Origin of the sequence: Gemmatimonas groenlandica (assembly GCF_013004105.1) — a bacterium.
Taxonomy (GTDB): Bacteria; Gemmatimonadota; Gemmatimonadetes; order Gemmatimonadales; family Gemmatimonadaceae; genus Gemmatimonas; species Gemmatimonas groenlandica.
The window spans coordinates 1,357,433-1,380,448 of sequence record NZ_CP053085.1; the positions used below are offsets into that span (position 1 = coordinate 1,357,433).

At 63.7% G+C, this 23,016-nt stretch carries 25 protein-coding genes and 1 pseudogene; 25 read left to right on the forward strand and 1 reads right to left on the reverse strand.

Translation table 11 applies throughout. The annotated features are described in order from the left end of the window. Positions 1-33: 33 nt before the first annotated feature. The 13 genes from tpiA to HKW67_RS05725 all read left to right on the forward strand — a co-directional run bounded on the left by tpiA (position 34) and on the right by HKW67_RS05725 (position 10,887). The gene (gene tpiA / locus HKW67_RS05665) at positions 34-789 is read left to right on the forward strand and encodes a triose-phosphate isomerase (protein WP_171224462.1); all 756 of its coding nucleotides are present in this window, start codon (positions 34-36) and stop codon (positions 787-789) included. Between the two features lie 136 nt (positions 790-925). Continuing rightward, a complete protein-coding gene (gene secG, locus HKW67_RS05670; protein ID WP_171224463.1) occupies positions 926-1,306 on the forward strand; it encodes a preprotein translocase subunit SecG in 381 nt (126 codons plus the stop codon). 7 nt (positions 1,307-1,313) lie between these two features. Continuing rightward, a complete protein-coding gene (gene carA / locus HKW67_RS05675; RefSeq protein WP_171224464.1) occupies positions 1,314-2,426 on the forward strand; it encodes a glutamine-hydrolyzing carbamoyl-phosphate synthase small subunit in 1,113 nt (370 codons plus the stop codon). Positions 2,427-2,547: 121 nt separating this feature from the next. Continuing rightward, a complete protein-coding gene (locus tag HKW67_RS05680; protein ID WP_171224465.1) occupies positions 2,548-2,892 on the forward strand; it encodes an HU family DNA-binding protein in 345 nt (114 codons plus the stop codon). Positions 2,893-3,016: 124 nt separating this feature from the next. Next, on the forward strand, positions 3,017-3,259 hold the full coding sequence (locus HKW67_RS05685) for a MoaD/ThiS family protein (RefSeq protein WP_171224466.1): 243 nt from the start codon (positions 3,017-3,019) through the stop codon (positions 3,257-3,259). 2 nt (positions 3,260-3,261) lie between these two features. Then, a complete protein-coding gene (locus tag HKW67_RS05690; RefSeq protein WP_206044616.1) occupies positions 3,262-3,705 on the forward strand; it encodes a molybdenum cofactor biosynthesis protein MoaE in 444 nt (147 codons plus the stop codon). Further along, positions 3,702-4,712 carry a GTP 3',8-cyclase MoaA gene (gene moaA / locus HKW67_RS05695; protein ID WP_206044617.1) on the forward strand — a complete coding sequence of 337 codons (1,011 nt, stop codon included), beginning with the start codon at positions 3,702-3,704 and terminating at the stop codon, positions 4,710-4,712. Before HKW67_RS05690 ends, moaA begins: the two co-directional genes overlap by 4 nt. Positions 4,713-4,904: 192 nt before the next feature. Then, positions 4,905-5,834, forward strand: a complete 930-nt coding sequence (gene mdh / locus HKW67_RS05700) for a malate dehydrogenase (protein WP_171224468.1) — start codon at positions 4,905-4,907, stop codon at positions 5,832-5,834. 62 nt (positions 5,835-5,896) lie between these two features. Then, positions 5,897-6,619, forward strand: coding sequence for a succinate dehydrogenase cytochrome b subunit (locus HKW67_RS05705; protein WP_171224469.1), 723 nt, complete (start codon positions 5,897-5,899; stop codon positions 6,617-6,619). Between the two features lies 1 nt (position 6,620). After that, complete coding sequence (locus tag HKW67_RS05710; RefSeq protein ID WP_171224470.1) at positions 6,621-8,534, forward strand: fumarate reductase/succinate dehydrogenase flavoprotein subunit; 1,914 nt, start codon at positions 6,621-6,623, stop codon at positions 8,532-8,534. Then, positions 8,534-9,304 (forward strand): succinate dehydrogenase/fumarate reductase iron-sulfur subunit, encoded by a 771-nt coding sequence (locus HKW67_RS05715; RefSeq protein ID WP_171224471.1) that lies wholly within the window; start codon positions 8,534-8,536, stop codon positions 9,302-9,304. Before HKW67_RS05710 ends, HKW67_RS05715 begins: the two co-directional genes overlap by 1 nt. A gap of 81 nt (positions 9,305-9,385) precedes the next feature. Then, entirely contained in the window at positions 9,386-10,228 is an 843-nt protein-coding gene (locus HKW67_RS05720) for a c-type cytochrome (protein ID WP_171224472.1), read from the forward strand. An 8-nt stretch (positions 10,229-10,236) separates the two neighbouring features. Beyond that, positions 10,237-10,887 carry a DsrE family protein gene (locus HKW67_RS05725; protein WP_171224473.1) on the forward strand — a complete coding sequence of 217 codons (651 nt, stop codon included), beginning with the start codon at positions 10,237-10,239 and terminating at the stop codon, positions 10,885-10,887. A gap of 38 nt (positions 10,888-10,925) precedes the next feature. On the opposite strand, the gene dcd is transcribed toward HKW67_RS05725, so the two are convergent. Beyond that, complete coding sequence (gene dcd / locus HKW67_RS05730; protein WP_171224474.1) at positions 10,926-11,480, reverse strand: dCTP deaminase; 555 nt, start codon at positions 11,478-11,480, stop codon at positions 10,926-10,928. A gap of 273 nt (positions 11,481-11,753) precedes the next feature. Between dcd and HKW67_RS05735 the strand changes: the two genes are divergently transcribed. The 12 genes and pseudogenes from HKW67_RS05735 to nuoL all read left to right on the forward strand — a co-directional run bounded on the left by HKW67_RS05735 (position 11,754) and on the right by nuoL (position 23,015). Then, positions 11,754-12,158 carry an NADH-quinone oxidoreductase subunit A gene (locus HKW67_RS05735; protein ID WP_171224475.1) on the forward strand — a complete coding sequence of 135 codons (405 nt, stop codon included), beginning with the start codon at positions 11,754-11,756 and terminating at the stop codon, positions 12,156-12,158. After that, positions 12,149-12,775, forward strand: a complete 627-nt coding sequence (locus HKW67_RS05740; protein WP_330998925.1) for an NADH-quinone oxidoreductase subunit B — start codon at positions 12,149-12,151, stop codon at positions 12,773-12,775. Before HKW67_RS05735 ends, HKW67_RS05740 begins: the two co-directional genes overlap by 10 nt. Next, positions 12,772-13,542 (forward strand): NADH-quinone oxidoreductase subunit C, encoded by a 771-nt coding sequence (locus tag HKW67_RS05745; protein ID WP_206044618.1) that lies wholly within the window; start codon positions 12,772-12,774, stop codon positions 13,540-13,542. Before HKW67_RS05740 ends, HKW67_RS05745 begins: the two co-directional genes overlap by 4 nt. Positions 13,543-13,661: 119 nt before the next feature. Then, a complete protein-coding gene (gene nuoD, locus HKW67_RS05750) occupies positions 13,662-14,849 on the forward strand; it encodes an NADH dehydrogenase (quinone) subunit D (RefSeq protein WP_206044706.1) in 1,188 nt (395 codons plus the stop codon). Beyond that, positions 14,846-15,397 carry an NADH-quinone oxidoreductase subunit NuoE family protein gene (locus HKW67_RS05755; RefSeq protein ID WP_171224476.1) on the forward strand — a complete coding sequence of 184 codons (552 nt, stop codon included), beginning with the start codon at positions 14,846-14,848 and terminating at the stop codon, positions 15,395-15,397. The genes nuoD and HKW67_RS05755 overlap by 4 nt, the downstream gene beginning before the upstream one ends. Next, the gene (gene nuoF / locus HKW67_RS05760) at positions 15,397-16,725 is read left to right on the forward strand and encodes an NADH-quinone oxidoreductase subunit NuoF (RefSeq protein ID WP_171224477.1); all 1,329 of its coding nucleotides are present in this window, start codon (positions 15,397-15,399) and stop codon (positions 16,723-16,725) included. The genes HKW67_RS05755 and nuoF overlap by 1 nt, the downstream gene beginning before the upstream one ends. Before the next feature lie 7 nt (positions 16,726-16,732). Then, the gene (locus HKW67_RS05765) at positions 16,733-18,316 is read left to right on the forward strand and encodes an NADH-quinone oxidoreductase subunit G (RefSeq protein WP_171224478.1); all 1,584 of its coding nucleotides are present in this window, start codon (positions 16,733-16,735) and stop codon (positions 18,314-18,316) included. A 77-nt stretch (positions 18,317-18,393) separates the two neighbouring features. Next, positions 18,394-19,401: pseudogene (gene nuoH / locus HKW67_RS05770) on the forward strand (NADH-quinone oxidoreductase subunit NuoH); the annotation flags it as partial. A gap of 299 nt (positions 19,402-19,700) precedes the next feature. Next, a complete protein-coding gene (locus HKW67_RS05775) occupies positions 19,701-20,198 on the forward strand; it encodes a NuoI/complex I 23 kDa subunit family protein (RefSeq protein WP_230981130.1) in 498 nt (165 codons plus the stop codon). After that, entirely contained in the window at positions 20,195-20,701 is a 507-nt protein-coding gene (locus tag HKW67_RS05780; RefSeq protein WP_171224479.1) for an NADH-quinone oxidoreductase subunit J, read from the forward strand. Before HKW67_RS05775 ends, HKW67_RS05780 begins: the two co-directional genes overlap by 4 nt. After that, positions 20,698-20,991 carry an NADH-quinone oxidoreductase subunit NuoK gene (nuoK, locus tag HKW67_RS05785; protein WP_171224480.1) on the forward strand — a complete coding sequence of 98 codons (294 nt, stop codon included), beginning with the start codon at positions 20,698-20,700 and terminating at the stop codon, positions 20,989-20,991. The genes HKW67_RS05780 and nuoK overlap by 4 nt, the downstream gene beginning before the upstream one ends. Then, positions 20,988-23,015 (forward strand): NADH-quinone oxidoreductase subunit L, encoded by a 2,028-nt coding sequence (gene nuoL / locus HKW67_RS05790; protein ID WP_171224481.1) that lies wholly within the window; start codon positions 20,988-20,990, stop codon positions 23,013-23,015. Before nuoK ends, nuoL begins: the two co-directional genes overlap by 4 nt. Position 23,016 lies beyond the last annotated feature (1 nt).

Consider the following 23,016-nt stretch of genomic DNA (forward strand, 5'->3'; position numbering starts at 1 on the left):
CCTACTTCACACTTCATCGGTCTTCTACCGCTCATGCATCACAAGCCCGTCATCGCCGCCAACTGGAAGCTGAATCACGGCCCGACCGACGCGAAAGCGTTTCTCCAGCGCTTCCTCGCGCAGGCGCCGAAGATGAACGACCGCACGCTGGTCTTCTTTCCCTCGGCCATCACGGTGACGACGGTCGTGGATGGTCTGCGCGAGCGACCGGACATCTGGGTGGGCGTGCAGAACGTCCACTCCGAGGCGCAGGGCGCGTTCACCGGCGAAAACTCGGTGCTGATGGCACGTGATGTGGGCGCTCGCGTGGTGCTGGTCGGTCACTCCGAGCGTCGGCACGTCTTCGGCGAAACGGACGAGATGACGACCAAGAAGATGGCGTTGATCTGCCAGGCGCGTCTCGTCCCGATGCTCTGCGTCGGCGAAACACTGGAAGAGCGCGAAGCGGGGGCTACGGCGTCGGTCGTCGAACGTCAGTTGACCGCGGGTCTCGCCGAGCTCGACGACAGTCAGGCGGCTGGGATCATGCTCGCGTATGAGCCAGTGTGGGCCATCGGTACCGGGCGGACGGCCACCCCTGAGGACGCCAGCGCCATTCACAGTGTGCTCCGCGCCGCACTTGGCAGTCGCTTGGGAGAGAAGGCGGCAGCGGGCGTTCCCATTCTGTACGGCGGGTCGGTAAACCGAGGGAACGCGGCGACGCTGTTGTCGGCAGCGGATGTTGATGGGCTTCTCGTGGGCGGTGCGTCGCTCGACGCCGACAGTTGGGCGAGCATCGTTCGTAGCTGAGTCTTTCCCACTACCTACCCAATTCGTCGCAACTGTTGGGTGGGGAAGGACTTGCCTCGGCACATTTCCTCAGCCATGTTTGAAGGCTGGCGCGACTTTCGCGCACTCAGAACGCACTCGATTCCGGCTTCGTGACATGTACACGTTCCTGCTGACTCTGCTCATCCTCGACGCGATCATTCTGGCGATCGCCGTGCTCCTTCAGTCCGGTAAGGGCGGTGGGTTGGCGGCCAGCTTTGGCGGGGCCAGCTCGTCGTCTGACTCCGTAATCGGCACGCGTCAGGCGGGCAACCTGCTCACGAAGGCGAGCTGGTGGTGTGGTGGCCTGTTCCTCGGCCTCGCGTTCATTCTGCAGATCATGTCCTCGCGTGGCACGTCGCCCAAGTCGGTGCTCGACAAGCTGGCGACGCCGAGCGCGCCGTCGTCCGCGCCCGCTGGCGGTGCCGCTCCCGCCGCGCCGCTGACGCAGCAGCCCGCCGCTCCGGCCGCGCCGGCGGCACCCGCCAAGCAGCCGTAACCGACGCGTGAGCACGTTGCCTCCCAAGGGGTTCCTCCTCCTCGAGGACGGAACCCTTTTTCTCGGCCGACTCGTCGGACCGACAGCGCCCACCGTGGCGGAAGTGGTTTTCACTACGAACATGACCGGCTACCAGGAGGTCTTCACCGACCCCTCGTATCGCGGACAGACGGTCGTGCTGACGGCTCCGCAGATCGGCAATTACGGCGTGAACACCGAAGATCCCGAATCGGCGAAGCCCCAGGTCGCGGGCGTCGTGGTTCGTGAGCTCTCGCCGACCTACTCGAACTGGCGCGCCACCGGCGGCCTGCGCGAATGGCTCGAGGAGCATCAGGTACCGGTGCTGACCGAGGTCGACACGCGTCGCCTCACCAAGCATCTCCGTTCCGCCGGAGTCATGCGTGGCGTCATCGGGGTTGGTGACACGCCGTCCCGCGAAGCGCTGGCGGTGCTGGAAGGCTGCCCGAGTATGGAAGGGCTCGATCTGGCGACGGTGGTGTCTACCCGGGAGGTCTACTCCTGGGGGAAACCCGACGCCACCTATCACGTCGTGGCCTATGACTATGGGATCAAGCGAAATATTCTGCGCTTGTTCGAGGCACACGACTGCCGTGTGACCGTGGTGCCGTCGGATACCCCAGCCGACCGCGTGCTCGCGATGAACCCGGACGGGGTGTTCCTGTCCAACGGTCCGGGGGATCCGGACGCGGTGATCTACGCGCCGGCAGCGATTCGTGAGATCGCGGCGACCAAGACGCCCATGTTCGGTATCTGTCTCGGTCATCAGCTGATCGGTTTGTCTTTCGGGGCACGCACCGAGAAGATGCCGTTCGGACACCGGGGGGGAAACCAGCCGGTCAAGGATCTGGAAACCGGCAAGGTGCTCATCACCTCGCAGAACCACGGCTTCGCCGTGGTGGGTTCAGTCGAGGGAGTCGAGGGGGCACCGGATCTCGCGATTACCCACGTCAACCTCAACGATGGCACCGTCGAAGGGTTGCGTCACCGGACGCTGCCGATCTTCGCGGTGCAGTACCATCCTGAGGCGGCGCCGGGACCACACGATGCGGTCCCCCTGTTCGATCGGTTTCTCGAGGCCCTTAGAAATCGTCGTCAGTGAAGTGACCCAAACGCTTGACTGATAAGCACTAAGGTCATACGTTCGCTTCCTTCGCTTGATCTTCGATGCGTGCCAGCAGCTCCCGACACTGGGACGGCACGTCGACCCCTTGGTAGAGTCCATGACGAAAGCCGATCTGGTTGAGAACGTCACGGCGCGTATCGCGCGGACGGCCGGACCGACCATCTCTAAGAAGGATTGTGCGCGGGTGGTTGACGCCTTTCTTGACGCGATCAAGGAAGCCCTTCAGGAGCAAAAAAATATCGAAGTGCGTGGTTTCGGCACGTTCAAGATCAGGCAGCGCAAGACGCGGATGGCGCGAAATCCGCGCACCGGCTCCCCCGTCGAGGTGTCAGCGCGTCCTGTCCCAGTCTTCAAGCCGAGCAAGGAGCTGCGGGCGATGGTGGCCGGCGTGGACGAGAGCATGCTCGAGGACGAAGAAGGCGACGAGATGAACGAGGCGTAACTCGCCGTCGTCGCACGATCGCATCGCCATGCAACGCCCCGCCGCGCGTCACGCGAGCGGGGCGCTGCTGTTTGTGTAGTTTCACGGAACCGAACGCGGTACCGAGGGCTATCTTGTACACGACATGAGCATTCCCGTCCTGCTGTTCGCTTCGTATGCCGACGCTTTTGGCGCCCGTCGCCTCGAGGTACCTCTCGAGGCGCCCTGCCAAGTGGCCGACCTCGTGCGCGTCATCCGAACGATGCCCGGTGGGGATCGGCTGCCGGCGGCGCCATTAGTTGCCGTGAATCGCACCTGGGTGCGCGAAGACTCGGCCGTGCAGGTCGGCGATGAGATCGCGCTGATCCCACCGGTGGCGGGAGGATGACGATGTCTGCGCATGGTGTGTTGCATGTGGCGATCGTCACGACGCCGATCGATGTGGGAGCGCTGTTGTCGCGCGCGCAGGCGCCGGGTGTCGGCGCCGTGTCGATGTTCCTGGGCACCGTGCGTGATCTGAACGACGGACGACCGGTAAGCGGTATGGAGTACGAGGCCTACGCGCCCATGGCGGAGTCGGAGCTACGGGCAATCGCGGAAGAAACGTGCGCGCGTACCGCCGGCCTGCGGTTGGTGGTTGAGCACCGGGTCGGTACGCTCGAGATCGGTGAGGCAAGCGTCGCGATCGTCGCAGCGCACGCGCATCGCGCGCAAGCGATGGACGGAGCACGCGACGTGATCGAAGCGCTCAAGCAGCGCGTACCGATCTGGAAGCGCGAGCACTACGTGAGCGGTGATCGCGAGTGGATCGATCCGACGAAGGTGCGCGCATGAGCGCACCCGTTATGCCGACGCCCGTGCTCGGTGAGTCGCATGATCAGTTCGGTCGGAAGATCGAGTATCTGCGCATATCCGTCACCGATCGCTGCAACTTCCGCTGCCAGTACTGCATGCCGCTGGAAGGACTCCCGTGGCTGCCGAAAACGGAGATTTTGCGCTACGAGGAGATCGCCGATGTGGTGCGGCAGCTCGCGCCCATGGGGTTGCGACGGCTTCGCATTACGGGCGGCGAACCCACGATCCGACCGCAACTTGCCACGCTGGTACGCATGTTACGCGACATCCCGGGGATCGAGGATATCGCGCTCTCCACCAACGGCGTAAAGCTGCCGACGATGGCCGCTGAACTGGCTGACGCGGGTCTCGATCGCGTCAACATCAGCGCCGACTCGCTGCGTCCCGATCGTGTGGTCAAGATCGCGCGTCGCGATCTCCACTTCGATTTGGTCGCATCGGCCAAGGCCGCGCAGGACGCAGGACTTGGACCGATCAAGATCAATGTCGTCGTGATGCGTGGGATCAATGACGACGAGATCGCCGACTTTGCGGCGCTGACCCGCGAGAATCCTTGGCACGTGCGCTTCATCGAGCTCATGCCGGTGGGGGAATTGCGCGAGCTGACCTTCGATCACGTGGTCCCGACGGATGAGGTGCTCGCCCGCATTCGTGCCGTCGACGCGTTGCAGCCGGATTCCGGACCGGCGCGCGGGAACGGACCGGCGGTCTACTACCGCTATCCCGACGCGGCCGGCACCGTTGGCGTGATCACGCCGATGACACACACGTACTGCGAGCGGTGCAACCGCGTGCGCCTCACGGCCGACGGGAGACTACGCACCTGTTTGTTCGGCGACCATGAAGTTCTGCTGCGCGATGCGATCCGCAGCGGTACGCCGCTCGCGCCTTTGTTTCTCCAGGCGTTGGCCGAGAAGCCAAAGGCCCACGAGCTCCTCCAGATGCGCGTAGGCGGTCTGCGGGCGCTCAGTCAGGTCGGCGGCTAACCGCTCGGCGGGCATTCTCGGTATCAGCGTGGCCGCTCGTGTTGCTCGCGTCGGTGCAGCCCTCTATGTTGCGATTGCTGTCCTCTTCGCAGCGACGATGTGTGACTAACCGTCTAACCGCGATTTAGCTCGCGCTTCGCCCTCCGCATCATTTCACTTCGCTCGGACACCCGTTCGGAGAACCGGCACAACATGGTCAATAAGATCACGGTCGTTGGCGCGGGCAATGTCGGCGCCACGACGGCGCAACGCATCGCCGAGAAGTCGCTTGGACGCACGGTGGTGATGGTCGACGTCGTCGACGGCATCCCGCAGGGCAAAGGACTCGACCAGTGGGAGTCGGCGCCCGTCGAAGGATTCGATACGCGCGTCATTGGCACGAACGGCTACGAGGAAACCGCCGGATCGGACATCGTCGTCATCACCGCTGGTATCGCCCGCAAGCCGGGGATGTCGCGTGACGACCTGCTGAACACGAACGCGGGCATCGTGAAGTCGGTGTCTGAGCAGATCAAGGCCACGTCGCCGAACGCCATCGTCATCGTGGTCTCGAACCCGCTCGACGTGATGTGCTACGTCGCGAAGCAGGTGACGGGCTTCCCGCGCGAGCGCGTGATCGGCATGGCCGGCGTGCTCGACACGGCGCGCTACCGGTCGTTCATCGCCGAAGCGCTCGATGTGTCGGTGCGTGACATTCAAGCGATGGTGCTTGGCGGACACGGCGACACGATGGTGCCGCTCATTTCCTACACCACGATCAGCGGCATCCCGGTCACGCAGCTGATGCCGCGCGAGCAGCTCGACGCGATCGTGCAGCGCGCGCGCGATGGCGGCGCCGAGATCGTGAAGTATCTGAAGACGGGCTCGGCGTACTATGCGCCGTCGTCGGGTGCTGTGGAGATGGTCGAAGCGATCGTGCATGATCGCAAGCGCATCTTGCCGTGTGCCGCGTGGCTCGAAGGTGAGTATGGCTTGTCGGGTCTGTTCCTCGGCGTGCCTTGCAAGCTCGGTTGCAACGGTCTCGAGAAGATCCTCGAAATCGACCTTACCGACGACGAGCGCGCCGCACTCGAACGCTCCGCACAAGCTGTGCGCGAGCCGATGTCCGTGATCTCCCTCTGATTCTGACGGGACCGGCGCGATCACCACGGTGAACGCGCCGGTTTCTTCTTCTGACCCAGCCTATGTACGTTCTCTCGCGTTTCTGGCAAAGCACGATCGGCAAGAAGATCGTGATGGCGGTGACCGGGATCATCGGGATCCTGTTCGTCATTGGCCACATGTCCGGCAATCTGCTCATGTTCAAGGGGCAGGAGGCCATGTATCACTACGCGCTCCTGCTGCGCACGAGCATGCCGTTGCTCTGGGCGGTTCGTGTGGCGCTCATTGCCGCGGTGGTTCTCCATGCGGTGGCCGCGTACCAGCTCACGATGCTGTCGCGCGCCGCCCGCCCGGAAGGGTACGCGGATCGCCGTCCGCAGGTCACCACGTTCGCCGCGCGCACGATCCGTTGGGGCGGCGTGTTGCTGCTGGTCTTCATTGTAGCGCACCTGCTGCAGCTCACGATCGGCGCGATTCATCCGGACTTCACACACCTCGATCCGTACAACAACGTACGCATCCTATTGTCGAATCCGCTGATGGCGGCGTTCTATGTCCTGGCGATGGCCGCGCTCGGCTTGCACTTGTATCACGGCAGCTGGGCCGTCGTGCGCACGCTGGGTGTAGCCCGACCGTCGGCACATCCGCTGAAGCGTCGCGTGGCGCTGGCCATCGCGATCATCGTCGCCGCCGGTTTCATGATCATCCCGATTGCCGCCGTGCTCGGCAAGTTTGCGCCGGCACCACCGCTTGCCGAATCGTCGGCGGCCACTGCGCTGGCGACGCCCGCTGCGGAGACCCACTGATATGCTCGACCTGAACGCGAAGATTCCGAGCGGTCCCCTCCAGGAAAAGTGGGACCAGCATCGTTTCTCGATGAAGTTGGTGAACCCGGCCAACAAGCGACGCCACAGCGTGATCGTGGTCGGTGCCGGCCTCGCCGGTGCGTCGGCGGCGGCCACCATGTCGGAGCTCGGGTACAAGGTGTCGTGCTTCGTGTACCACGACACGCCGCGCCGCGCGCACTCGATCGCCGCGCAGGGTGGTATTAACGCCGCCAAGAACTATCAGAACGACGGCGATTCCATTCGTCGGCTGTTCTACGACACGATCAAGGGCGGCGACTTCCGCGCCCGTGAAGCCAATGTGTATCGCCTCGCGCAGCTGTCGGTGAACATCATCGATCAGTGCGTTGCCCAGGGTGTGCCGTTCGCGCGTGAGTACGGCGGTCTGCTGGCCAACCGCTCCTTCGGCGGTGCCCAGGTCTCGCGTACGTTCTACGCCCGTGGTCAAACTGGTCAGCAGCTGCTGCTCGGTGCGTACTCGGCGCTCGAGCGTCAGGTGTCGCTCAAGGGCGTGGAGATGCACACGTTCGAGGAAATGCTCGATGTCGTCGTCGTCGACGGGCATGCACGCGGTATCGTGACGCGTAACCTGCTCACCGGCAAGATCACGTCGCATGCGGCCGATGCCGTGGTGCTCGCCACGGGCGGGTACGGCAACGTGTTCTACCTCAGCACGAACGCCATGCTCTCGAACACGACAGCGACGTGGCGCGCGTACAAGAAGGGTGCGGCATTCGCCAACCCGTGCTACACGCAGATTCATCCGACGTGCATCCCGGTCAGCGGCGATCACCAGTCGAAGCTGACGCTCATGTCAGAATCGCTCCGGAATGACGGCCGCGTGTGGGTGCCGATCAAGCGCGGCGACAATCGCGAGCCCTCGGCGATCCCAGAGGCGGAGCGGGACTACTTCCTCGAACGCAAGTATCCGAGCTTCGGCAACCTCGCGCCGCGTGACATTTCGTCGCGTGCCGCCAAGGAAGCGTGCGACGATGGCCGTGGCGTTGGCCCGGGCGGCCTCGGCGTGTATCTCGACTTCGCCGATGCCATCAAGCGGCTTGGCAAGAACACGATTGCCGAACGGTACGGCAATCTGTTCGACATGTACCAGCGCATCACGGATGAGAATCCGTATGAGCGGCCGATGCGTATCTATCCGGCTGTGCACTACACGATGGGTGGCCTGTGGGTGGACTACAACCTCATGAGCAGCATCCCCGGCCTGCATGTCGCCGGCGAGGCGAACTTCTCCGATCACGGCGCGAACCGTCTCGGTGCATCCGCGCTCATGCAAGGACTGGCCGATGGCTACTTCGTATTGCCCTACACGATCGGTGATTACATCGCCGGTACGAAGCTGGCCAAGGTCGATAACACGCACGCCGAGTTCAAGGCGGCGGAAGAGTCGGTGCGCGCGCAGACCAAGCGCTTCCTCGACATCAAGGGTAAGCGCTCGGTCGACTCCTTCCACAAGGAACTGGGCAAGATCATGTGGGAGTACTGCGGCATGGCGCGCACCAAAGAGGGACTGACCAAGGCGCTGGAGCTTATCCCGGCGCTCAAGGCGGAGTTCTGGAGCAACCTGAACGTGCCGGGCAGTGGCGATAATTTGAATCAGGCGCTGGAGAACGCCGGACGCGTGGCGGACTTCATCGAGCTCGGTGAGTTGATGTGCCGCGATGCACTGGCCCGCGAAGAATCGTGCGGCGGTCACTTCCGCGTCGAATACCAGGACGCTGGCGAGGCGAAGCGAAACGACGACGACTTTGCCTACGTGGCCGCCTGGGAATTCGCGGGCGAAGGCAACGCGCCGATTCTCAACAAGGAACCCTTGGTGTACGAGAACGTGCACCTCTCCACCCGGAGCTACAAGTAATGAAGCTCACACTGAACGTCTGGCGTCAGCCGGCCTCGCAGGCTCCGGGCAAGCTCGAGACGTACACTCTCGATGGTGTCAGCGCGGACATGTCGTTCCTCGAGATGTTCGATCTGCTCAACGAGCAGCTCACGACGGAAGGGAAGGTGCCGGTCGCCTTCGCTCACGATTGCCGCGAAGGCATTTGCGGTTCGTGCTCGATGATGATCAACGGGCAGGCGCATGGGCCATGGGCCGGTGCGGCTACGTGTCAGTTGCACATGCGTGCCTTCAAGGACGGTGACATCATCACGGTCGAGCCATGGCGCGCATCGGCGTTTCCGATCGTGAAGGATCTGGTAGTGAATCGCGGATCGTTCGACCGCATCATTCAGGCGGGCGGATACGTGTCGGTGAATACCGGCGGCGCGCGTGATGCCAACTCGATTCTGATCGGCAAGGACACGGTCGAGGAGGCCATGGACGCCGCGGCTTGTATTGGTTGCGGCGCCTGCGTGGCCGCGTGCCCGAACGCGTCGGCATCGCTGTTCACCGGGGCCAAGATCACGCACCTCGGCATGTTGCCGCAGGGGCAGCCTGAGCGTGACACGCGCGCGCTGGCCATGGTCGAGCAGATGGATATCGAGGGCTTCGGACACTGCACGCTGGTCGGTGAGTGTCAGGAAGCGTGCCCGAAGGAGATCAGTATCGACGTGATCAAGAAGATGAATCGAGACTATCTCGTGGCGAGCGCCAAGCGGCAGGAGCCCAAGGCGGCTAGCGCCAGCTGATCGATTTGGGTCTGAGTGGCTGCGAGATCGGGGGGGCGTCGCTTCGGCAACGCGCCCCCGATTTTTGTCGTATGTTGGAGTATGCGAGCTCCCTCTCTTTTTCGCTCGATCGTCTCGTTGCTGCTGACGCCGCTCCTGATCGGGTGCGCCGAGCACGCTCCGGCTCCCACCGCAGGCAACGCGGAACGCGGCCTCGCGCTGGTGACGGCTTTTCGCGACTCGCTGCCGGAGCACAGCGGCAATGCGCTGCGCTGCGTAAGCTGCCATCTCGACAACGGCACACGGCCGACCGCGATGTCGTGGCAGGGGACCGCCGCGCGGTATCCGCGTTATCGCGCACGTCCCGGCTATGAAGAAACGTTGGCGCGTCGCGTGAACGAGTGCATCGCGCGCAGCTTGGCGGGGCGCATGCTGCCGGAAGACGGTCAGGACATGCGTGACATGTTGGCGTATCTCGAGACGATGCGGTCGTCACCTCGTCCGGCGCCAGTCGATTCCGTGAAGCTGGTTGGGGTCGCGGCGCGCGGCGACATCGGCTACGCGGGGCAGTGTGCCCGCTGCCACGGTGCCGGCGGGGCGGGGGTGCCTGCGATGGCGGCGCCAGCGGTGTGGGGAAGTGAGAGCTACGCCATCGGCGCCGGCATGGCGCGGCAGTATACGCTCGCCACATTCATTCGCCATAACATGCCGTTCGATCACGCGGACACGCTCACCGCGCAGGAAGCCGCCGACATCGCCGCGTTCGTGTTGACGCGGCCGCGCCAGGATCATCCCGGCAAGGAGCGCGACTGGCCGAAGGGGGACCCGCCGGTCGACGTGGCGTACGCGACGACCGCAGCGGCGGCGGCCGGAAAGCCGATGCCGCCGGATCGTCCGCTCTTGGCTCGTCGGGTTTCTCCCGATTCACTCCTCTCTCGTCGCTGAGCACTGCTATGACGCACGACACTCCCTCGACCTCGGGTCGTCGCACGTTCCTTTCGCGTGTGGTGACGGTCGGTGCCGCGCTCGGTTTCGCGGCTCCTCGTTCTGCTGACGCGCTCGAGCGGCCGCTCGCACCCGGTGCTCCTTTGCTCGCGGCGACGGATGATCCGTGGATCTCACGTCTGAAGGGCAAGCACCGCGTGGTGTTTCATTCGCACCTGGCGAGTGACGGCATCGCGTTGCGCTGGGCGCAGACCTTTCTCGATACGCAGAAGAGCGCGTATGGCCTCACCGATGCCGACAGTAGCGTGGTTGTGGGCTTGAACGGCCGAGCCATCGGTCTGCTGTTCAATGATGTGCTCTGGGGGAAGTATCCGATCGGCGAGACGCTTCAGATGCCTGGCTCGCGGAACGCAAACATCGCTCTCGTGGCACAGCTTGTCGCGCGCGGCGTGATCATTCTGGCCTGCAATAATTCCATCCGCGCGTCCGGACAGCGCTTCCTACCGGAGGCGCAGCGAGGGGATGCCACGCTGCGGACGGCCTTCGCGGACGAGGCGCGGGCGAGTCTCCTACCCGGCATCGACGTCGTGCCAGCCATGATCGTGACGCTACAGCAGGCGCAGGATCGGGGCTGCCGATACATCTACGGCGGCGGCTGAGTCCGTCGCGAAGTCAGCCACCGCCCAGCCCTGTCAGCTCAGATGCGCGGCAGTGTGACGCCGTGCTGCCCCTGATACTTGCCTTTCTTGTCACCGTACGACACCTCGGGCGGCTCGTCCCCCGTGAAGAAGACCACCTGTGCGATGCCTTCGTTGGCGTAGATCTTCGCCGGAAGCGGGGTCGTGTTCGAAATCTCGAGCGTGACGTAGCCTTCCCACTCGGGTTCGAAGGGCGTCACGTTCGTGATAATGCCGCAACGGGCGTAGGTGCTCTTGCCGACGGTGAGCGTGAGCACATTGCGCGGAATGCGGAAGTACTCCACGCTGCGGGCCAGCGCAAAGGAATTCGGCGGCACGATGCAGACGTCGCCCTCGAACTCGACAAAGCTCTTCGGGTCGAAGGCCTTCGGATCGACGATCGAGCTGAGCACGTTCGTGAAGATCTTGAACTCCCGGGCGACACGCATGTCGTAGCCGTAGGAGCTGACGCCATAGGAAATGACGCCTTCGCGGACCTGACGGTCTTCGAACGGTTCGATCATGCCGTGCTCACGCGCCATACGCGTGATCCAGCGGTCAGAGCAGAGCCCCATGAGGCGGGAGGGAAGAGGGTGAGCCGTGCCGGATAGGACCACCCGGTCCTCTCCGCAGCGCACGATCGGCGCGAAACATAGTCGAAACTGCCGCGGAAAATACGGACGCGAAGCGCGACAGGCCAAACTGGCTTAGTCGGTTAGTTCGTCCAAGTCGGGGTGCGACTTGCAGTTGAGCGCGGGCGGTCCTTCTGGTAGCTTCCGCATGCTGCATTGTGAATTCTTTCACGAGCAAAGGACGCGCCTTGGCGCGGCCATCCGTTCGCACCTGCGATGCTACGAAACTATCTCCCGGTTCTGCTTCTGTTGGGCTTCGTGATCATCAACGCGGTGCTGATTCTCGGCATCGCGCATCTCACGGTGCGGCCGCAACCCACGATGGTGAAGTCGCAGCCGTACGAATCCGGTATGAGCCCGCTCGGTGATGCGCGTGAACGCGTTTCGGTGAAGTTCTATCTCGTCGCCATGCTCTTCATCGTCTTCGATATCGAGACGGTGTTCATGATCCCATGGGGCGTCTATTACCGGCAGCTCTCTTGCCACGTCCCGATGGTTGCCGGGGCATGTCCGGTCGGGCAGCTATCGTTCTTCGGCCTTGGGGAGATGCTCGTGTTCGCGGCCATTCTCGTCGTCGGCTTCGTCTATGTCTGGAAGAAGGGAGCGCTCACGTGGGATTGATCTCGCCCGCGGATAACCGCCTCGTACAGGTCGATCCCGGCGCGCAGGATGGCTGGATCACAACCCGTCTCGATTTCCTGGTGAACTGGGCACGTGCTGGCTCGCTCTGGCCTATGCCTTTCGGTACGGCCTGCTGCGCCATCGAGTTCATGGCGACCGCCGCGAGCCGCTTCGACCTCGCGCGCTTCGGCATGGAGCGACTCAGCTACTCGCCGCGACAGGCCGACGTGCTGCTGTGTGCCGGTCGCGTGCCACTCAAGCTCGCGCCGGTGATTCGTCGTATCTACCAGCAGATGCCGCAGCCGAAGTGGGTCATCTCCATGGGCGCGTGCGCATCCACGGGCGGCATGTTCGACAACTACGCCGTGGTGCAGGGCATCGACACGATCATTCCGGTCGACGTGTATGTGCCGGGCTGTCCGCCGCGTCCGGAAGCGCTCATTTACGGCATCATGATGCTGCAGAAGAAGGTGATGCAGGATCGCATGAAGGACACCACGCGTCACGTGGAGATCGTCCCCGACACCGAGAGCCAGCTCTACATTCCGCCGTCGCGCATCGATGAACTCTCGGAGCCGTTCGGCAACTCGGTGCATCAGACCCGGTCGGCGCCGTGACCGCGCCGATCGTTCCGGCGGTCGAGCCCAGCACGCCCTCCGTGGCGCTGCAGGCCGCGATTGCGTCCGACGCCAACGGCGCACCGATCACGCCCACGAATATTGCGCATCGTGGAGGTCCGGTGAATCCGACCGCCGCGGCGCTCGTCACGCGGTTCGGCGCCGCCGTCGTGCGCACCGAGGTCACGTGGGGCGAGACCACGGTGTTCGTCACGAACGAGGCGCTGCATGACATCGTGCGCTGGCTGCACGACGAGCCGAGCGAACGCTACGACTATCTGGTCGACGTGACGGCGGTCGAGTATCGCGACGCCGATCGTCCGATGGAGGTGGTGTGGCATCTGCGTGCGCTCGCCCATCGTCGATTTCTGCGGCTCAAGGTCGAACTCGTGAAGCGCGCGACGTTGTCCGTCGCGTCGATCATGGACATCTACAGCGGAGCGGATTGGCTCGAGCGCGAGTGCTTTGACATGTTCGGCATTCGCTTCGATGGTCATCCGGATCTGCGGCGTCTCCTGATGTGGGAGACGTACAAGGAAGGCCATCCGCTCCGCAAAGACTTTCCGTTGCGGGGCCGGTTCAGTCGCGCCGAACAGCTCAAGCAGGCGCTCGCCGCCGATCCGGAAGCGCGCTATTCCATGGAAGAGCTTTCCATCGCCGATGCCTTCGATTCGTTACCGGAAGACATGAAGCGCCGACTCGCTGAGCGCGCGGAACGGCACGATGTCAACCACGTCACCGACCTCAATGACGAGGTGGGCGAATGAGTTCACGCCGTACGATTGAGGTCGCACTCGGCACCAGCGGACTCGATGCGAACGGGATGCCGTTGCGCGCGCCGCTGGTCGCACAAGGTGGCAGGGCGGTCGCGCTCGAGACACCGGTGATGGTTCCGGAGCCCGAGATGGACTCCGACCACATGCTGATCAACATCGGCCCGCAGCATCCCGCCACACACGGTGTGTTGCGCCTCGTGCTCGAACTCGATGGCGAAACTGTGGTGCGTTGCATTCCGCACATCGGCTATCTGCACTGCGGATTCGAGAAGATCGGTGAGTACCGCCAGTACAACCAGATCATCCCGTGGACGGACCGCGAGGACTATCTCAACTCGCCGGGCAACAACGTCGCGTTTGTCCTTGGCGCCGAGCGACTGTTCGGCGTGGGGATGACCGATCGCTGCAAAGTGCTGCGCGTCATCCTCATGGAGCTGTCGCGTATCATTTCGCATTTGGTGTGGCTGGGCACGACGTCCGTCGACCTCGGCGCGTTCACACCGTTCCTGTGGTTGTACCAGGAACGCGAGAACGTGTACAACCTGCTCGAGGGGTGGGTCGGTGCCCGCCTGACCACCACCGCGACGCGCGTTGGTGGCATGGCGGCCGACATTCCCGACGGCTGGCTCGACGGACTGCGGGCATTTCTCCGCGGCTTCCCGAAGACGCTGGAGGAATCGGTGCGCATGCTCGAGACCAATGCGATCTGGGCTGGACGCACCGTTGGACTGGGGGCGATGAGCGCGCAGGAGGCGGTGAACGCCGGGCTCTCCGGCCCAATGCTTCGCGCCTCGGGTGTCGCGTACGATGTGCGCAAGGACTTCCCGTATCTCGACTACGAGACGTACGACTTCGACGTGGTCGTGGGCACCGCGGGCGACGTGTACGATCGCTTCCTCGTGCGCGTGGAAGAGATGCGTCAGAGTGTGCGCATTCTCGAGCAGGCGCTCCAGCGTTTGCCTGATGGCCCGGTGAACATCAACGATCCGCGTCTCATCCTACCGCCCAAGCATAAGGCGACGAGCGAGATGGAGTCGATGATCCATCACTTCAAGCTCGTGATGGAAGGCCCGCGTCCGCCGGCCGGCGAATGCTACGTACCGGTGGAAAGTCCGAAAGGCGAGAAGGGCTACTACATGGTCAGCGACGGCACGTCGAAGCCTGTGCGTTGGCGAATCCGTCCGCCCTCGTTCGTGAATCTGTCGGCGATTCCGAAGATGGTGGAAGGCCATTTGCTGTCGGACGTGATTGCGATCAACGCCAGCATCGACATCGTGATGGGAGAGATCGACCGGTGAGTCATGGCCCTTCAGCCAGCGGCGGCGCGCTTGTCGCGGCCCCGCCGCATGGCACGCACCACGACGAGCCGCATATGCCGGTTTTCGTCGGAGACACGCGCGTCGAACTCGATCGTATCCTGTCGCGCTATCCCACCAAACAGGCCGCGTTGCTGCCGGCTTTGTGGATGCTACAGGACGCCCGTGGCTGGGTGAGCGAGGGTGGTATCGAAGAAGTCGCCGCTGCGCTCGACATCACGCCGGCGTACGTGAAGGGGGTCGTCAGCTTCTATACGATGTACCACCAGCATCCGGTTGGACGCCACTTCATTCAGGTGTGCACCACGACGCCGTGCAACGTGTGCGGCGCCGAAGACGTGGTGAAGTCGCTGCTCGAACACACGGGATGCGGAGACCTCGGACTCACCAGCTCCGATGGCCGCTTCACCGTGATCGAGGTCGAGTGCCTTGGCGCCTGCGGTTTCGCCACGCCGATCATGATCAACAACGATTTTGTGGAATCGGTGACGCCGGAGTCGGTGCCGCGGATTCTGTCGGAGCTGAAGTAATGGGGTACCCGCATCCGTCGCATCCGCGTGAGACGCCAATCCTGTCGAAGTACTTCGGTGATCCCGAGGCACGCACCCTTTCGGGCTGGCGCGCGCGCGGGGGATACGAGGCGCTCGAAAAGGCGCTGAATACCGATCCGCAGGAATTGCAGACCGTCGTGAAAGACTCCGGGCTGCGTGGCCGTGGCGGTGCCGGTTTCCCCACGGGCATGAAGTGGTCGTTCATGAAGCCCGACGGCAAGACGCACTACCTCTGCTGCAACGCGGACGAATCGGAGCCGGGCACGTTCAAGGATCGCGAGATCATGCGCTGGACCCCGCACGGGCTCGTGGAGGGCGTCGCGCTTGCCGCGCATACGATCTACGCGCAGACCGCATACATCTACATCCGCGGTGAATTCACCGAGCCGTACGCACGCGTGTGCGCGGCCGTCGAAGAGGCATATGCGGCCGGTATACTCGGTCCGAATGCGATGGGCTCTGGCAAGCACGTCGATGTGCACGTGCATCGTGGTGCCGGCGCGTACATCTGCGGCGAGGAAACGGCGCTCATGAACTCGCTGGAGGGGCGGCGCGGCAATCCGCGGATCAAGCCGCCATTCCCCGCGGTGGCCGGACTCTTTGGCAAGCCGACGACGATCAACAACGTCGAGACGCTCGCCACGGTCCCGTACATCATCAAGAACGGCGCCGAGTGGTACAAGCAGTTTGGACGTCCGGACAATCCCAAGAGCATCGGCACCAAGCTGTTCTCGGTGTGCGGCAACATCAGCCGTCCGGGCAACTACGAAGTAGCGCTCGGGTTTCCGTTCAAGGATTTTCTATACGATCTCTGCGGTGGCCCGCTCGAAGGTCGTGAGATCAAGGCCGTGATTCCCGGCGGTTCGTCGGTGCCGATCCTCACGCGTGAGGAGGCGGAAGGCGCGGTTATGGACTATGAAGGAATGGTCGCGGCTGGGACCATGCTGGGCTCCGGCGGCGTGATCGTCTTCGACGATCGACAGGACATGGTGCGCCAGATCGCGCGCCTCACCCGGTTCTACGCGCACGAGAGCTGCGCCCAGTGCACGCAGTGCCGCGAGGGAACGGCGTGGATCACGCGCATCATGGAGCGCATCCGCGACGGGCAAGGCACGGCCGAGGATCTCGATACGCTGGTCGCCATTTCTGACGGCATGAGCGGCAAGACGATCTGTGTGTTGAGCGATTCCTGCGCGACGCCCGTGATGTCCGGTCTCAAGAAGTTCCGACACGAATTCGAGGCGAAGATCGCCGCGAACAAGTCGGTGGTCACCGTACCGGGGGCGTTCCGCGCCTCCGCCGCGTGAGGAACTGATGGCTGATGTGAAGATGGTGTCGCTCACGATCGAGGGCCGCCCGGTCACCGTGCCGGACGGCATGTCGATTCTTGAAGCGGCCAAGACCGCCGGCGTGCTCATTCCGCACTATTGCTACCATCCGGGACTCCCGGTGGCTGGCGTGTGTCGCATGTGCCTCGTCGAAGTCGAAAAGTTTCCGAAGCTGGCGCCGGCGTGCGCCACGTCGGTCGGGGAAGGGCAGGTCGTGCACGTGCACTCCCCGAAGGCGCTCGAGGCCCGCAAGGGAGTGCTCGAGTTCCTGCTCATCAATCATCCGCTCGACTGTCCGATCTGCGACCAGGCCGGCGAATGCGAATTGCAGGACTACACGTTTGCCGAAGGACGCGCCGACTCCCGCTACCGTGAGCCGAAGCGTTTCAACCCGGTCGAGGATTTCGGCGGCGATGTGTTATACGTGCAGAATCGCTGCATTCTGTGCACGCGCTGCGTCCGCTTCATGTCGGATGTGGCGCAGGAGCCGGTGCTGAACGTCTCCGAGCGTGGCGATCGCGCGTTCATCGGCAAGGCTGAAGGGCATGATCTCACGAATCCGTGGGCCGGCAACGTTGTCGATCTCTGCCCCGTCGGGGCGCTGCTCTCGAAGGACTTCCTGAATCGCGCGCGGGCGTGGGAGCTTGATCGCGCACCCACCGTCTGCACGGGCTGTAGTCAGGGGTGCAACGCCGTCGCGGAGACGCGCGACAACGTGGTGGTGCGCCTCAAGCCGCGCGCCAATGATCAGGTCAACCAGTATTACATGTGCGAAGTTGGCCGTCAGGGGTATCGCGAGTTCAATCGACGGGATCGCGCCGATCAGCCGCTCGTACGTCGCGGGAACGCGCTGGCGATCGCCGAGTGGGACGACGCGATCGCCAGTGCGGCGCGCGCGCTATCGGGACGTCGACTCGTTGTGCTCGCGTCACCCAATCTTTCGAACGAAGCGTTGTTCCTGTTGGAGCGCATGCTCGTCGCCGTCGATGGTGCCGGGGTGTTTCGCCTTGAGCGTGGCGTCGAAGCGCCGCTCCCTGGAGCGCCGGATCTCGCGCTGCGGAACGAGCGTGCGGCGAACGCCACCGCGGCTCGCCTGCTCGGGTTCACCGAAACCGAGGCCGTGGGATCGTCGCTGGGCGACGGTGACGCATTGCTGATCGTCGGTGATCAACTCGACGGGATCGGCTCGGCAGACCTCGACCGGGCATCGTCGATCGTGTACGTGGGCACGGCACTGCCGGCGTCGCTCGAAGCGCGCGCGGTGGTCGTGTTGCCCATAACGAACATCGTGGAAGAAGAGGGCACGCTGACGAACCTGCGGGGACGCGTCCAGCGCTTCCTGCAGGCCAAGGCCGCACCCGGTGTGGCGCGTCCCACGTGGTACGTGCTCGCTGACCTGCTTGCCGCGGTCGGTGGCGACGGACGCTTCTTTATGCCGGCCGAGGTGTTCGCGGCCCTTGCTGCCACACATGCGTCATTCGCCGGATTGGACTATGAGGCCCTCGGACTTCGCGGACTCCCCCTGGTCGAGTCGGGCACGCCGGCCGACACCGCCGAGGTGACGGCGTGATCAGTCCTTCGCTCGTGCCGTTGCTCGATGTCGTGAGCTGGTTTCCGACGGCCGATCCGCAGCAGCAGCCGAAGGCGATCGGCACGTATGTACTCGCCAGCGCCATCAAGATCGTCGTGGTGTTCGGACTGTACATGCTTGGCGTAGCGCTGTTGACGCTCGCTGAGCGTAAGCTCGCGGCGTGGTTTCAGGATCGGCGTGGTCCGAACCGGGCAGGGCCAGGCGGCATCCTGCAGCCCGTCGCTGACGGCATCAAGAATTTCATGAAGGAAGAAACGAACCCGGCCGCTGCCGATCGCTGGCTCTTTCTCATTGCGCCCGCGCTGGCCTTCATTCCTGCGATGCTCACATGGGCGGTGCTGCCGATCGCCTCCTCGCTGCCGACGCCGTGGGGGCTCATCGATATGGCCGTCGCTCCGCTGCCCGTCGGATTTCTTTTCACGCTCGCCATCTCGTCGCTTGGCGTGTACGGCATCGTGCTCGCCGGCTGGTCGTCGAACAACAAGTACGCGCTGCTAGGCGGACTGCGCTCGAGCGCGCAGATGATTTCGTACGAAATCGCGATGGGCATGTCGACGATCCCGGTCATCCTGCTCGCCGGCAACGTGTCGCTCACCACCATCGTGCAGCAGCAGTCGCACATGGGCTGGAACGTGCTGTCACTCACCGTGGCGTGGTTCACGTTTCTGGTGGCGGCGTTCGCCGAGACGAACCGCTTGCCGTTCGACTTGCCGGAAGCGGAGTCCGAGTTGGTGGCCGGATACCATACCGAGTACAGCGGCATGAAGTTTTCGATGTTCTTCATCGCCGAGTATGCGAACATGGCGACCGTGAGCGGTCTCACAGCCACGTTGTTCTTCGGTGGCTGGGACATCCCGTTTACCCAGTGGGACAATGTCGGCGCCTACAGCGCGCTGAAGACGCTGGCTACCATGTCGATGTTCGCGATTAAGACCGGTTTCTTCCTGTTCGTCTTCATGTGGGTGCGCTGGACGGTCCCGCGCTTCCGCTACGATCAGCTCATGTCGCTCGGCTGGAGTGTGATGCTGCCGATCGCCCTGGGTTACATCGTGGTGATCGCGGCCGCCACGTTGGGCCTCGATATGCTCGGCGTCGCTCGCGGACCGATGTTCTCGCTGGCGCTGCTCGGCATGAACATCGTGATCATCGCCGTACTGCTCGCCTGGCTCGATAAGGGCAAGTTGATCAGTCCGTCGAGCGCGCGCGTTGGTCCGACCGATCTCGAGCGATTGCGCGCGCGTGGGCTCGATCTGTCGCGTCGCCAGCTCGCTTCGCAGCGAGCGCCGGTGAGCGCGCCCGCGTTGTCGGCGTCGCTGACGGCGCTGCCCGTTGCAACCACGTTGATCGCTGAAGGAGGCGACTGATGGCCATTGGTGTGAAGGTCATGAATCGGCCTCTTGAGCGCGTGAGTTACGTGCGGGCGACGCTGAAAGGCATGGCCACCACGCTCAAGCACCTTGTGGATCCCCACAAGGTCACGATGCAGTACCCCGAGACGAAGTGGGATCTGTCGCCGCGCTGGCGCGGCACGCATCGCATGCTCACCACGGAAGACGGCAAGGCGAAATGCGTCGCCTGTGGCCTGTGCCCCACGGTCTGTCCGGCCAACTGCATCAAGCTCACGCCCGGTGAGGATGAGCAGGGCAATCGATATCCGCTCGTGTTCGAGATCGATGAGTTCCGCTGCATCTTCTGTGGATTCTGCCAGGAAGTGTGCCCCGAAGAGGCGATCCATCTGGGTCGTCACTACGAGAACGCGGAGTTCGATCGCGCGTCGTTCGTGTACGACCTCGAGCGCCTGATGGCGCAGACCCATCCGGTGAGCGAGCTCTGGGACCCCGCCGATCCGAAGGGCGAATGAACGGTTTCTACGAATTTCAGTTTTACCTGTTTTCGCTGCTCGCGATCGCGTCGGCGTTGCTGTTCGTCACGCGCAAGAATCCGGTGCCGGCCGCGCTGTGGCTGGTGAACGTGATGTTCGCACTGGCTGGACTGTACGTGATGCTTGATGCGCCGTTCGTCGGCGTGATACAGGTGCTCGTCTACGCCGGCGCCATCATGGTCGTGTTCGTTTTCGTGGTCATGCTGCTCAACCTTGGTCGCAGCGGTATCTCCGACATCCGGTCCCTGGGCTCACGCCTCGGGGCCGGCGCCGTCGGGCTGGCGTTGCTGGCAAATCTGCTGGTTGTTCAGCGGCAGAAGATTCCGCGCGTGGCGCTGGCACCCGAGATCGACAACGTCGTGGAGAATGTCGCCGCTTCGCTCTTTACCGATTACCTCGTGGCGTTCGAACTGACCAGTCTCGTATTGCTGGTGGCGGTCGTCGGCGCCGTCCTCCTCGCCAAGAAGCGGGTGCGACTATGATCTCCGAAGCGCTTATCGTGTCGGCGATTCTGTTCGTGATCGGTGTGGTCGGCGTGCTGACCCGCCGAAACGCGATCATCTTGTTCATGTGCGCCGAGCTGATGCTCAACGCGGTGAACCTCAGCTTCGTGGCGCTCGCCAAGATGCACAACGTGACGGGTCACGTCTTCGTGGTCATGGTCATGACGATCGCGGCGGCAGAAGCGGCCGTGGGACTGGCGATTCTCATCTCGGTGTACCGGCATTTTGGAACGGTGGATTTGTCCTCGCTCCGGACACTTCGCGGATGATCCCGACCATGCTTGGCGCGCTCATCCTGTTGCCGATCCTTGGCTTTCTGGCCAACGGATCGATCGCGTTCTTCGGCAGGCGGCCGGACGGCGACACGGCGACCAGCGCGCGCCACCCGCTCGTCACCCTGATTGGTCCGGGCGTGATTCTGGCCGCGTTCGGCATCGCCGTCGCGCTGTTCCTCGACATGCAGCGTGCTCCTGAGCAGGCGCTGCACATCGTGCGCTATGGGCAGTGGATGCCGGTCGGCAATCTGGTGGTCGACTGGAGCCTCCAGCTTGACCAGCTGTCGATCCTGATGGTGCTGGTGATCACCGGCGTCGGTTCGCTGATCCATCTCTTTTCCATCGGCTACATGCGCGACGATGCGAGCTACGCGCGATACTTCGCGTATCTCAATCTGTTTGTGGCCTTCATGCTGGTGCTGGTGCTGGGCGCGAGTTACCCGGTGCTCTTCGTGGGCTGGGAGGGTGTCGGTCTTGCGTCGTACCTGCTGATCGGATTCTGGTTCAGCGACAAGGCGAATGCCGAAGCGGGCAAGAAGGCGTTCGTGGTGAATCGCGTTGGCGACTTCGGATTCCTCGTCGCCATGTTCTTGATCTGGGTCACCACGCAGAAGCTCGACTTCATCGGAGCGCACGCGGCACTTGGTGGCATGGCCGGTACCCCGGTAGTGCTGGCGATTGCGCTGTTTCTGTTCATCGGCTGCGCGGGGAAGAGTGCGCAGCTGCCGCTGTACATCTGGCTTCCCGACGCCATGGCCGGTCCGACGCCGGTGTCGGCGCTGATCCACGCCGCCACCATGGTGACCGCCGGTGTGTATCTCGTCGCGCGCGCCGCTCCGATCTTCTCCGGTGCTCCGGAAGCGTCGCTGGTGATCACGGCCGTTGGCGCGCTCACCGCGCTCTTCGCCGCCACGATCGCGCTGCGTCAGTGGGATATCAAGAAGGTGCTGGCGTACTCCACGGTATCGCAGCTGGGGTACATGTTCGTCGGTGTGGGCAGCGGTGCGTACACCGCCGGCGTGTTTCATCTCGTCACGCATGCATTCTTCAAGGCGCTGCTGTTTCTCGGCGCCGGCTCGGTGATTCACGCCATGCACCACGCGTATCACCACACGCATCGCGATGACGACCCGCAGGATCTGCGCAACATGGGTGGCCTGGCCAAGTACATGCCAGCGACTGCCGCCGCGATGACCCTCGCCACGCTGGCGATCGCGGGAATTCCACCGCTGGCCGGATTCTTCTCGAAGGACGAGATCCTCGCGTCGGTGTTCGCGCGCGCGCACGGTAGCCCGCTCGCCAGCGCCTCGTTGCTCGGCATTCCCGGCAGCACCGTGCTGTACCTCGCGTACGGCATCGGTGTGCTGACGGCGCTGCTCACAGCGGTCTATATGACGCGCATGCTACTGCTCGCCTTCTACGGCAACAGCCGTACGGGAGAGGCGGAGCAGGAGATGCTGCACGAGGCGCCCGCTATCATGACCGCACCGGTGCTGGTGCTCGGTGCCCTGACGGTGATCGGCGGCTGGCTCAATCTTCCGGCTCTTATCCCGCTCGGCCCGGTCGGCATTCTTGAACGCTGGCTCGAGCCGGTGACTGGAAGCAGTGCCACCCGGCTGGCGGGTACCGGCCATCTCGACCATCGAACGGAGACGTTGCTGGTCGCGGTGGCCACCACGGTCGCTGTGGTCGGTATCGCGATTGCGCTACTGCGCTACCGAAAGCCGATCGCCGACAAGGCGCACTCGCCGGTTGATGACAGCCTCCTCGCGCGTGCGTACCACGTGGATGGATTGGTGGACGCGATCATCGTGCGACCGATTTCCGCATTCGCCAATGTGGTGCTCACGCGAGGCGTGGAAACGGGCGTGGATCGCACGTTCAGCGCCGGCGGATCGATGTTGTCGCGAACCGCAGCCCTCGTGGGCAGCAAGTTGCAGGATGGAGACGTGGGAAAATACGCCTGGCTGTTGGCCGCCGGTGCGCTCGCGATTCTGGCTGCCCTCACCCTGAGCTGAC